Consider the following 12,225-nt stretch of genomic DNA (forward strand, 5'->3'; position numbering starts at 1 on the left):
CGAAGCTTGCAGTTTCCGACGCCGGATACTACGAGTGAACGCACCGAACCCTCTCACTACGGATCGTGAGGCACGTACCTGCCTCTGAAAGGATGACATTATGGCAGAAGTCGTATTCGACCACGTCACGCGTATCTACCCGGGCAACGATAAGCCCTCGGTTGATAACCTCAATCTCGATATCAAGGATGGCGAGTTCCTCGTGCTCGTCGGTCCGTCTGGCTGCGGCAAGTCCACAACGTTGCGTATGCTCGCCGGCCTCGAAGAAGTGAACAAGGGCCGTATCTTCATCGGTGGCAAGGATGTCACCACCATGCAGCCGAAGGACCGCGACATCGCAATGGTGTTCCAGAACTACGCGCTGTACCCGCACATGACCGTCGCCGACAACATGGGCTTCGCCCTGAAGATCGCCGGCACCCCGAAGGATGAGATCCGCAAGCGCGTTGAAGAAGCCGCGAAGATCCTCGACCTGACCGAGTTCCTCGACCGCAAGCCGAAGGCTCTCTCCGGTGGCCAGCGTCAGCGTGTCGCCATGGGCCGCGCTATCGTGCGTAAGCCGAAGGTCTTCCTCATGGATGAGCCGCTGTCCAACCTGGACGCCAAGCTTCGTGTACAGACCCGTACGCAGATCGCCGCACTGCATCGTCAGCTGGGTGTCACCACCCTGTACGTGACCCACGATCAGACCGAGGCTCTGACGATGGGTGACCGTATCGCCGTCATCAAGCTCGGCAAGCTGCAGCAGGTCGGCGCTCCGACTGAACTGTACGATCGCCCGGCGAACGTGTTCGTGGCAGGCTTCATCGGCTCCCCGTCGATGAACCTCAACACCCACCCGGTGGTTGACGGCAAGGCAAAGATCGGTGATGACACGCTCGATCTGCCTGCTGAGGCTGTCAACAAGCTCACCCCGGAAGATGGCGGCAAGATCGTCGTCGGCTTCCGTCCGGAAGATGGCTCCCTGGCTGCGCCGGATGAGCCGAACGCGTTCTCCCTCAAGGTCGTCAACGTCGAAGATCTCGGCTCTGACGGCTACATCTACGGCAACATCATCACCGATGGCTCGGTCGCCGAAACCACCACGCTGATGTCCGATCAGAACAAGCTCACCACGATTCGCGTGAACCCGCGCGTGCTGCCGCGCGTCGGCGAGGTCGTCAAGATCAAGATCGACCCGTCGAAGATGCACCTGTTCGCGCCGTCCACCGAGCTGCGTCTGAACTAATACTTGGCGGGAGCGATCCCGTCAACCAGTAACACGAGGCTTCTCTTCCTCTCTTCGGCCTCGTTGGAAAAGCCCCGCATAGCTGCGGGGCTTTTCTGTTGGAAAGGGTAGCATAAGCACCATGGATACGAACGACCAGTCACAGCTTGATCCGCGTGCGGTGAACGCGACATCCGTCAACGCAGAAGATGACACCGAGGAATCGAAAGAACCCGAAGCGTTGAATATCACGGCGGCGAGCTCAAACCCCAAAATGTTCACCCTGCCGTGGAACCAGCCGTTGGCCACGTGGCCTGATGATCTGCTGGTCAACCTGCCGCGAGGCATCTCCCGGCACGTGGTGCGTTTCGTGCGTGTCGGCGATGACGTCTACGCCATGAAGGAAATCACTCGCAGCGTGGCCGAGCGCGAATACGAGCTGCTGCGTCGCCTGCGCAAGCTGGACCTGCCTACCGTCACGCCGATTGCCGTCGTCACCGGACGCCATGACAAGGACGGCAATCCGCTCGAAGCCATGCTGGTGACCGAACATCTCAAGTATTCACTGCGGTACCGTGCACTCTTCGCCAGGAACCTGCGCACCGATACCGCGGAGCGATTGATTGACGCGCTTGCCGTGCTCATGGTCAGGCTGCATCTCGCCGGCTTCTACTGGGGCGACGTGTCCCTGTCCAACGTGTTGTTTCTGCGTGACGCCGACGCGTATTCCGCGTTCCTTGTGGACGCTGAAACCGGTGATTTGCACGCGAACCTCACTTCTGGCCAGCGCGAATACGATATCGATTTGGCGCGCACGAATATCATCGGCGAACTCATGGATTTGAGTTCGGGCAAACTGCTGCCGAGCGACGTGGATGAGGTCGAGGTCGGCAACCGTCTGGTTGACCGATACCATTCGTTGTGGAGCGCACTCACCGACGTGGACACCTTCAACCCGGATGAGATGTGGAAGATCGAGAAGCGTGTCAACAAGCTCAACGAGCTTGGCTTCGACGTGGATGAGCTCGAAGTGAAAACCGCAGCCGACGGTACGCATGTGCTCGTACGCCCGCGCGTGGTTGATGCCGGCTACGCATCCCGCAAACTCATGCGTTTGACCGGTCTTGACGTGCAAGAGAACCAGGCTCGCCGTCTGCTCAACGATTTGGATACGTATCGCGCCTCCACATGGCGGCAGAACGATGATCTTGAAGTCGTGGCGACCGACTGGATGCGCGAAGTGTATGAGCCGACCGTGCGCATGATCCCGCCGGAATATCGTTCGCAAATCGAACCCGCACAGTTCTTCCACGAAGTGCTCGACCATCGTTGGTTCCTCGCCGAGAACGCCGGCCACGACATCCCGATGGCGGAAGCCGTGCAAAGCTACGTCAAGAACGTGCTTCCGCAGTACAAGCTGGATAAGAAAGCAATGAAGGCGATTAACGCCGACGCGGACTCCGGCGTGATTGACGACGAATTCACCTATGGCGACAATCCTGCCGCCACGGCTGGCGGTCATGGCGTTACGGGAACCGATGACGACGGGTACAATCCCGAAGACGACCCCGACGCCGCAGTCTGGAGCCACTGACAGGTGGACTGACAGGTGGACTGAGACAATCCCCGCCCCGATACACAAACTGGTTACGCTGGGAAGCTTCCCAGCGTAACCAGTTTGTGTATCAGGGCTGTACGGTTGGCGGTTGGTTACTTGGCTGCCGCCTGCGCCTGCTGTTGCGCGGCCTCACGGCGTGCGCGCGCCACCGCGTACAGGCTGATACCCGCAGCCACCGACGCGTTCAACGATTCAACCTGGCTGTCAATCGGAATGCCGGCGATAGCGTCACACGATTCGCGCACTAGGCGGCTGATACCCTTGCCTTCAGAACCGAGCACGACCACAAGCGGATCGGTTTCGAACCCGGTTTCCCCGACGAGCGCATCCCCGCCGCCGTCAAGCCCGACAACGTAATATCCGCGCTCTTTCAGCGCCTCGATCGCCTTGGTCAGATTCACGACGCGTGCAACCGGCAAATGAGCCGCCGCACCGGCGGACACCTTCCACGCGGATGCCGTGACGGAAGCGGAACGGCGTTCCGGCAGAATCACGCCATTCGCGCCGAACGCGGCCGCGGAACGGATCACCGCGCCCAAGTTCTGCGGGTCGGTCACACCATCCAAGGCGATGAACAGCGGGCGAGCGGAAATACGGATTTGCGGGGAGTCGACCTGCTCCATGGCTTTCGCACGCTTCTCCGCTTTATCAGCCAAATCACGCAGTGACGCGTACTCATACGGCTGCACCTTGAGGATGATGCCCTGATGGTTGCCGGAATGGGCGATATGATCCATTTCCAAACGGTCGGCTTCCAGCAGGTGCAAGCCCTGGCCGGTAGCGATTTTGATGATTTCGCGCGTGCGGTCATCATGCTCGATATGCGAGGCGATATACAGCTGGGTGCTCGGCACGCCTACGCGTAGCGCCTCAAGAACAGCATTACGACCGATGACCAGATCAGCGCCGTCGGACGTATATTTGGCGGCCCGCCGGCGGGCGGCAAGACGCGGGTCGGCGGCCTTGCGGCGATCCGCCACCTGCTTTGCCTTATATGCTTTGTGATAGACACGATCCTCGGCTTTCGGGGTCGGACCCTTGCCCCGAAGCGCATTACGATGTTTTCCGCCCGAACCCTTGGTCGGACCTTTCTTGTTAGCCATACCCTCCATTATCTCATGGCCGATGGAGCAAACGCCCCGTACAACACGGCAGGGTGTGATGTTGAAATGTCGCAAAGAAAAGCGAATTTCCGCGTTTCGTGAACACTCGGATAGGGGGTGCTTTTGTAGAATATCCAGTATTGCGTCGTAGGCATTCGCCCGGCGCCCATAACCGCGCAGCCTTGCCGTGCCGGCCTTGTCATCACAGACAGCGGCACGAGGGCTGACTACTCCGCGGCTGACTGAGGAGACCATCATGGTTGATCACCAGCTCGATCAATCCGTATCCCATACCCCCCAGGCGCAGCTGTCCTCAGATGTCGACCCGTCGCTCGCCGACGCGTCGGATGTCGCCAAGGCCCTGCACGTCGATCCCGCAGTCGGATTGAGCACGCAGGAAGCCCGCCGTCGCAAGGAACAGTTCGGCCCCAACCAGCTGGCCAGTGCACCGCCCATACCCAAATGGAAGAAATTCCTCGCCCAATTCCGCGACCCGCTGGTGTACCTGCTGCTTGTCGCAACAGCCATATCCCTGGTCGCATGGTTCATCGAACGGGCGAACGCGCAGCCCGGCTCATCCACAGAAGCCCTGCCATTCGACGCCATCGTCATCGTGATGATCCTCATCGTCAACGCGGTGCTCGGCTACATCCAGGAAGCACGAGCGGAACAGGCGGTGGCGGCGCTCGCCAGTATGACCGCCCCACAGACTTCCGTGTTGCGTGATGGCAAAGTCATGCGTATCGACACATCGGACGTCGTACCAGGCGATATTCTCGTACTTGGCGAAGGTGATTCCGTATCCGCTGACGGCCGATTGATCGCCGCCGCCTCCCTGCGAATCGCGGAGGCAAGCCTGACCGGCGAATCCGTGCCGGTCGCCAAGAAGCCCGACATGCTGGACAGCGCCAAAGCGCTCGGCGACCGCACCAACATGGTATTCAACGGCACGTCCGTCACTCAAGGCACCGGGCGTGCGATCGTCACCGGCACCGGCATGGACACGCAGGTTGGCAAAATCGCGGACATGCTGTCGCAAACCGACGACGAGCAAACCCCACTGCAAAAGGAAATGGCGCACGTTTCCAAGGTGCTGGGTATCGCCGTGTGCATCATCGCTGTCGTGGTTCTGGCGGCGCTCGCATTCATGGAAGGTTTCCACGGCATCGATGACATCATCGAATCCCTGCTGCTTGCCGTGTCGCTTGCGGTGGCGGCTGTTCCCGAAGGCCTTGCCGCGATTCTCACCGTGGTGCTGGCGCTCGGCGTGCAACGCATGGCCAAGCATCATGCGATTGTCAAGAAGCTGTCGTCCGTCGAAACGCTCGGTTCCGCTTCAGTGATCTGCTCCGACAAGACCGGCACGCTCACCCGCAACGAGATGACTGTCGAACGGGTGGTCACACCGAGCGGCGAAGTGCAATTGACCGGCACCGGGTATGCTCCCGAAGGTCGGATGATCGCCGTCGGTGCTGCGGACGGTGACTTGGAGGTGCCAGCAGATATCCGTGCGGAAGTCTATGCCACGTTGGGTGCCGGCGCCTTGGCGAATGACGGTGAACTACGTGAAGGCGACAAGCCCGGCACGTGGGATATCGTGGGCGATCCGACCGAAGTGTCGCTGATTGTCGCGGCACGCAAGACCAAGACCGACCGCCGGTTCGAGAACTTCCAGAGGGTCGGCGAAGTACCGTTCACGTCGGAGCGCAAACGCATGTCGATTGTCGCCAAGGACAACGCGGATTCCGGTAAGCTCACGGTATTCGCCAAAGGCGCCCCTGACGTACTGCTTGGCTACTGCACCCGCATCGCCGTGGGTGGTGCGGTACGCCCGATCACCGAAGGTGACCGGCAGGAAATCCTGCACCAGGTCGAACGACTGTCGAACGAGGCCTACCGCACGCTCGGCGAAGCTTACCGCCCGCTCGACACGGCGTCCATCGCCGAAGTGCCGGGCATGGTTTCCAACGCCGCCGGTGAGGTGATGGATATCGCCGACCAGAGCGATGCGCTGGAACGCGACATGATTTGGACCGGCATGGTCGGCATCATCGACCCGCCGCGCACCGAAGTGCGTGACAGCGTTGCTGAAGCGCATCGCGCCGGCATCCGTACGGTTATGATCACCGGCGACCACCCGCTGACCGCCGCGCGCATCGCCAGCGATCTCGGCATCATCGAGCAGGGCGGCAAGGCCCTGACCGGCGACCAGCTGGATGCCATGAGTCAGCAGGAGTTCGACAAGGCGACCTCCGAAGTGTCCGTATACGCTCGCGTCGCCCCCGAACACAAGCTCAAGATCGTCGATTCCTTGCAGCGGCAGGGCAATATCGTGGCGATGACCGGTGACGGTGTCAATGACGCCCCAGCCGTCAAAACCGCGGATATCGGTGTGGCAATGGGCATCACCGGCACCGAGGTGACCAAGGAATCCGCCAAGATGATCCTGGCGGACGACAACTTCTCCACCATCGTGGCCGCCGTACGCGAAGGCCGCGGCATCTTCGACAACATCCGCAAATTCCTGCGGTACCTGCTCAGCTCGAATGTCGGCGAAGTGTTCACCGTGTTCTTCGGCGTGGTACTCGCCGGCTTCCTTGGCATCACCCAGCCGGGGGCCGCCGGCGTCACCGTGCCGCTGCTGGCGACGCAATTGCTGTGGATCAACCTGCTGACGGATGCCGCGCCGGCGCTCGCCATGGGCGTCGACCCGCAGACCGAAGACGTGATGAACCGCAAGCCGCGCAAGCTCACCGACCGGGTGATCGACCGCTCCATGTGGGGTGACATCGTATTCATCGGCGTCATCATGGCTGCGGTCACGCTGATCGGCATGGATATGCACTTGTCCGGCGGCCTGTTCACCGACCGTTCCGTCAACGCCATCGGCCATGACGCACAGATGGTGGAAGCACGCACCATGGGCTTCACCATCCTTGTGTTCGCCCAGCTGTTCAACGCGCTCGCCTCACGTTCGGCACGCCAATCCGCGTTCGTCGGCCTGTTCTCCAACGGCTGGCTGTGGGGTGCGATTGCGCTGTCTGTCGTGTTGCAGCTTGCGGTGATCTACCTGCCGTTCCTCAACACGGCGTTCGGTACCACCCCGCTCAGCGGCGGCGCCTGGCTGGAATGCATCGGTCTGGCCGCCATCGTGCTGGTCGCCTCCGAACTGCGCAAACTGGTGCTCCGCACGGTGGAACGCGGCAAGAAATCCGTGAAATAACGCCGGATTTGGCTGCCGGGAGCGGCATCACGTCAACTCCCGCAGCCGGACCGCGCCGCTAAGCAAGGACGCCTTGTGACGGTCAAGCAATCAGATCCGTCATGCGGCGTCCTTGCCGTATTCGGATGCGGAATGCGCAGTATTCTGCGGTTGCGGCGGCATATGGTGAAACGATGGTGACAACAATACGTACGTGCGTGAGGCTGTCAGACGGTGAACGATAATGGCTTGTGCATATTCGTGCATGAGCACGGCAAGTACGGCTGGAAACGTGAATGAAGGCATGATGACAGACGACGGACAGACGCAAGCGCAGCCCGCTTTCCCACAGCAGGACGCGTTCGACAACCAGCAGAATAGCTGGGATGATCCGCTCAACCCGTGGGGCACCCTGTATGGCCGTGCTCAAGCATCTCCACAGCCGGATGACGACGTGATTGCTGAACGCCGGGAACATGAACACACGTCCCTGTCGCCCCAAGCCTCAGCGGCGTATGCGGCAGGCAAAGCGCCGGTACCTTCGCCGCAGCAGAGTGAGCGTAACGGATCGGCAGCCGCAGGTCGGAGGCTTGCCGCAGACAAGACGCCGTCCAACGAATCGTTGACAGACGCCCACTCCAGCCGGGAATCTGACCATACCGCCGAGACAACTTCCGCAGACCAGCCGACGGTCGAGCATCCCCATGAACGCGAGTTCCACGCCGGTGAGAACCGTGACCCGCATGCTCTTGCGACGCCGCGGCCCAAACGTGAGCGCAAGCCCATCCCCACCGCCCTCTGGATTGCGGGAGGTGCAGCATGCAGCGCCATCATCGCGCTCGCATGTTCGGCATGCGCAACGGTCCGTGCAGTCGCCCCAGGCAAGCTATCCCAGCTCGCTGCGGTTCCCGTCTCGGCGCTGACCGCCGTGGCGTGCGTGTTCGCCGTACTGGCCATCATTCTGGTGATTGCGGCTCGTGTTGCGGATTCCAAACGTCGCAAACGCGGGTATATCGGCACTACTGCCATCGTGCTCACCGCCTTGGCTGGCATGTTGATCGCCAGTGCGCTGGTGGTCGGCAACTTCTTCCCCGACGGCATCATAAAAGCGTCAGGACGTGATAACGCCCCGGTCAACAGCGTGGCACGCATGGAAACCGATATCGAGGCGGCAACCCAACGATGCACGGATGGCTGGCAGGTTATGGACGTCAGCGGATATCCAGGCATGAGCACGGTGGCGGTATGCAAAACCACGCGGATGGCGTTCGTCACCTTCGACAACGCGTCGGCCGCCTCCATGTACCACAGCGCGATTACGTCGAAAATCTCATCCACACTGGACAGCTACTCCACCGACTCGCGTGCCCAAGGCGACTGGTGCATCCTCAGCGGCGAACGCTGGATCGCCTTCGGCCAGAAATCCGACATCGAAGCCCTGCACGAGCAGTGGGGCGGCACCATCAGCACCGTGCAGTGACTGCGGTTTCGGCATGATGACGCCACCATCGGACAGTTGAGAACAATCCGCGGGTATATTGGGCGGTATGAGTGAATCTTCGCAGCTGGTGGGTCGTGAATCGAGCGTGGTGCCGGGGCGGTTCGGCGAACCGATGCAGGTGCATGAAGCCCAATGGTCGCGCGGAGGCGGCAACGCGCAACCCAATCGCCCGATGCTGCTGTGCCTGCACGGCTGGGGGTCGAATGAGCAGGATCTGGCGGACATGATGCGCTATGTGGCGCCCTACAACGATTTCATGTCGCTGCGTGCGCCGCTCGTCTTACAAGAGGAGCGCGGGTCGATTCCGGGTGCTTACACGTGGTTCCACGATTGCGTGCCGACCGGCGAGGATCTCGACTGTGACGCCTTCGCCGCCGCCAACGCGATCGACGCGTGGGTGTCGGAGCATATCCCCGCGGAACGTGACGTGGTGCCGATCGGCTTCTCCCAAGGCGGATTGCTCGCGATTCACCTGCTGCGTGTGCATCCGGAACGGTATCGTGCCTCGATTTCGTTGTCCGGATTCCTTGCCCCCGCGCAAGTGCCGGGCACTGCTCCAGCGGATGATCGGCTCGCCGACTTGCAGATCCCGACCTTCTTCGGCTACGGTCAGGCCGATACCGTGATTCCCGCGTATGAGATCCACGCGATGTCCGCCTGGCTGGAGGAGCACACCTGGCTGACGGAGAAAAGCTACCGCGGGCTCGACCATGCGGTGAGCCTGCAGGAGTTCAACGACCTGCGCCAGTGGCTGATGCTGAACAACATCACATCCGGCATGCTGTGAGCGGCGCGGTGCCGGCGGTTGTGTGAGGATTCGCTCACAATGTGGCCCCCAGGATGCCCCCAACGGCTGATTGGCTGGTGTCAGGAACCTGTGCGTGAGACCCGCGATCCGCTCACACGCCGGAATCCGCGTCCACCTGCATCACATACACGTTGCGTCGCAGCTGTCGCATCTGAGCGCGACTAATCCGTCCGTCCTCGAACATATCCTGGATGATGCTCAGCTCAATCGCATAGCTGTCGCGCTTCACATCCTCCACTTCGTTGATGGTCTCCGCGCTACGCTCCATATTCGGCCGGTTGCGTAGGGAAGCCTCCGCCCGCTGGTAATCCAAAATCAGCGCCGAACAATCCTCGGTATTGTACGTGCCGGAGTGCATCTGCTCATACAGCTTGCCAAGCACCACGTGAATCGCTTGCAGCTGGGTGCCGCGTACGGCCGCATAAATCTCATCCTCACTCATCAGCGGGGTCGTGCGCAGAATCTTGCCGTAAATCCGTCGTGTCAACAGTGATACGCGGCGTTGCAGTGCCCGCAAGCGTCCGCGAATCTGCGATACCGCCCGCGAATTGCCGGAGCCTGCGGTCGCATGGCGCAACGTGGTCATCAGCTGGTCGAGCATGCGCTCGCAGGCTTCAATATGCAGGTCGCGCTGGTGGGTTGCCGCGGGGGTGGTGGGTTCTTCGTTTTTCAGGTCGATGATTCGCTGCTTGAGGAAATCTTTCTCCCACGTCAACGCTTCGATTTGCAACGTTTCGAAACCTTGCGGATCAGCACTGCCGATGCGGTGCTTGAGCCGTGTGATGCGTTTGGTGTACGAGTCGATGACCGCGAGTACGGACCGCCGGTTTTCTGGGGTTACGCGGCGTGCCAGCTCCTCGACAGTCTGACGAAGCACTTCTACGGTGATATCGTCAAGCTCCTTGGTGCTGTGCCGATGGTTCGGGGCGAGCAGTGGTAGCAGGAAATTCGCGAGCAGTAGCGTCACGATGATGACGCCGGCGGCCACGAATATCAGCTCGTCGCGCATCGGAAAATCAGCTCCCGCGGCGATGGTGTACGGGATGGTGAACATCAGGGACAGTGTGATGGTGCCCTTGGGGCCGCCGAAAGTCATGATTGCGGCGGAACGCCAACGTTCCGCAGTCATATGACGCCGTTGCCCGGTGTGCTGGTCGCGGGCGATGCGCAGCATGGCGGCCACCCATATGAATCGCATAACGACCACCACCGCGGATACCAAGGCGATAATGCCCAGCAGCCTCATGTTGTTTTCCGTGGGATCCGTCCATGTGGTGCCAAGCACGTCCGGCAGTATCATGCCGAGCATGATGAACACGGAACCGTTCAACGCGAACGAAAGTACCGCCCACACGCTGGATGACACGATATTCGTGCGCGAAACATTCGGGCCGACCCCACTGCGGTCGTAGCGCGCAATCAGGCCGGCTGCAACCACGGTCAGAATGCCGGATACGCCGATCGCTTCGGCGCCCAAATACAGCAGGAACGGCAGGAACAGTTCCATAAGGATGCGTGACGTGGTGGTTTCCCAACCGAAGGATCTCACCAGACCAAACAGCCAGTTGGCGAAAGCGCCGGACACCAAGCCGAGCAGAGTCCCGCCAAAGAATGAAACCGCGAACTCCCCGGCGGCTGCCCCGATGGAGAACGTGCCCGTGATTGCCGCGAGAATCGAAAACTGGAATCCGACAATACCGGAAGCGTCATTGAACAAGGATTCGCCTTTGAGGATTCCGCGTTGCCGTTCACTCAGTGTGGCCTCATGGCTTAAGGACGCTACGGCTACCGCGTCAGTCGGGCCGAGGGCGGCCCCCAATGCGAACGCGGCCGCAAGCGGTACGGCGGGCCATGCGGCATGCGTCACATACCCTACGGCGATCATTGTGGCGATTGCCAGGCCGATGGCCAGCGACAGCGATAGTTTCAGGTTCTTCAACAATGCTGTTTTATCAATGCTGCGTGCCTCAAGATAGAGTAGCGGAGCGATGAACAGCACCATGAACAGTTCCGGATCCAACGTAGCGTCCGGAAAGAACGGCAGTCGCGAAGCCAGCGCACCGAGCACGATCTGCACGAGCGGCGTGGACACTTTGGGAATGAACCGGCTGAGGAACGATGACACCACGACCGCGCCGACAATGCACAGTACGAGGGTCAGTTCCGTCATGATACCGCCTTTCTGCTTGAATGCGTCGAAGTGAAGCACGATGCTATGGCGCGCGTGCGCATACTTCCAGACTACTGGGGGCAAGTGAATTCTGTTCGCTGCCGGCAGTGTCGCTACACTGGCTGATATGGCGGAAACGGGAAATCGTGGGGCGGTTGGCGAGATGTTGTGTGAGTCGATGCGACTGGCGCTGAATCTTGCGCATGAAGCAGCGCAAGATGGGGAAGTGCCGGTCGGGGCAGTGGTGGTTGGACCGGATGGCGCGGTGCTCGGCCGTGGACGCAACCTGCGCGAGCACGGCGGCGATCCGCTTGCCCACGCCGAAGTCGAAGCGATGCGGCAGGCCGCGGCCACGCAGGGAAGCTGGAATCTCGCCGATTGCACGTTGGTCGTCACATTGGAGCCATGTCCGATGTGTGCTGGAGCATGCCTGCAAACTCACATCGGACGTATCGTGTTCGGCGCCTGGGATGCCAAACTGGGCGCGTGCGGGTCGGTGTGGGACATTCCGCGTGACCCGCATGTCGGCTCGTTCCCTGAGGTCTACGGCGGCGTATGCGAGGGCAAGTGCGCCCGCTTGCTTGCGGATTTCTTCAGTCGCAAGCGGTGACGCGTT

At 60.9% G+C, this 12,225-nt stretch carries 8 protein-coding genes; 6 read left to right on the forward strand and 2 right to left on the reverse strand.

The genetic code is table 11. The features are described from left to right. The first annotated feature begins 100 nt into the window (after positions 1-100). Entirely contained in the window at positions 101-1,228 is a 1,128-nt protein-coding gene (locus BBOU_RS05785; protein ID WP_035142635.1) for an ABC transporter ATP-binding protein, read from the forward strand. Positions 1,229-1,349: 121 nt separating this feature from the next. Next, on the forward strand, positions 1,350-2,801 hold the full coding sequence (locus BBOU_RS05790) for a DUF4032 domain-containing protein (RefSeq protein ID WP_026503443.1): 1,452 nt from the start codon (positions 1,350-1,352) through the stop codon (positions 2,799-2,801). Positions 2,802-2,917: 116 nt separating this feature from the next. Here the strand turns inward: BBOU_RS05790 and rlmB are convergent, their stop codons facing one another. After that, a complete protein-coding gene (gene rlmB / locus BBOU_RS05795) occupies positions 2,918-3,928 on the reverse strand; it encodes a 23S rRNA (guanosine(2251)-2'-O)-methyltransferase RlmB (protein ID WP_026503442.1) in 1,011 nt (336 codons plus the stop codon). 256 nt (positions 3,929-4,184) lie between these two features. On the opposite strand from rlmB, the gene BBOU_RS05800 reads away from it, so the two are divergent. The 3 genes from BBOU_RS05800 to BBOU_RS05815 all read left to right on the forward strand — a co-directional run bounded on the left by BBOU_RS05800 (position 4,185) and on the right by BBOU_RS05815 (position 9,418). Beyond that, complete coding sequence (locus BBOU_RS05800) at positions 4,185-7,151, forward strand: cation-translocating P-type ATPase (RefSeq protein WP_026503441.1); 2,967 nt, start codon at positions 4,185-4,187, stop codon at positions 7,149-7,151. Between the two features lie 283 nt (positions 7,152-7,434). After that, positions 7,435-8,610, forward strand: a complete 1,176-nt coding sequence (locus tag BBOU_RS08900) for a hypothetical protein (RefSeq protein WP_152595601.1) — start codon at positions 7,435-7,437, stop codon at positions 8,608-8,610. Positions 8,611-8,677: 67 nt separating this feature from the next. Further along, positions 8,678-9,418: an alpha/beta hydrolase-fold protein gene (locus BBOU_RS05815; protein ID WP_026503439.1), complete on the forward strand. Its 741-nt coding sequence runs from the start codon at positions 8,678-8,680 to the stop codon at positions 9,416-9,418. A gap of 112 nt (positions 9,419-9,530) precedes the next feature. On the opposite strand, the gene BBOU_RS05820 is transcribed toward BBOU_RS05815, so the two are convergent. After that, the gene (locus BBOU_RS05820) at positions 9,531-11,609 is read right to left on the reverse strand and encodes a cation:proton antiporter (protein WP_035142638.1); all 2,079 of its coding nucleotides are present in this window, start codon (positions 11,607-11,609) and stop codon (positions 9,531-9,533) included. A gap of 127 nt (positions 11,610-11,736) precedes the next feature. Here BBOU_RS05820 and BBOU_RS05825 point away from each other — a divergent pair, with 127 nt between their 5' ends. Then, the gene (locus BBOU_RS05825) at positions 11,737-12,219 is read left to right on the forward strand and encodes a nucleoside deaminase (protein ID WP_412677555.1); all 483 of its coding nucleotides are present in this window, start codon (positions 11,737-11,739) and stop codon (positions 12,217-12,219) included. Positions 12,220-12,225 lie beyond the last annotated feature (6 nt).

This window comes from Bifidobacterium boum, from assembly GCF_000741535.1.
Classification (GTDB): Bacteria; Actinomycetota; Actinomycetes; order Actinomycetales; family Bifidobacteriaceae; genus Bifidobacterium; species Bifidobacterium boum.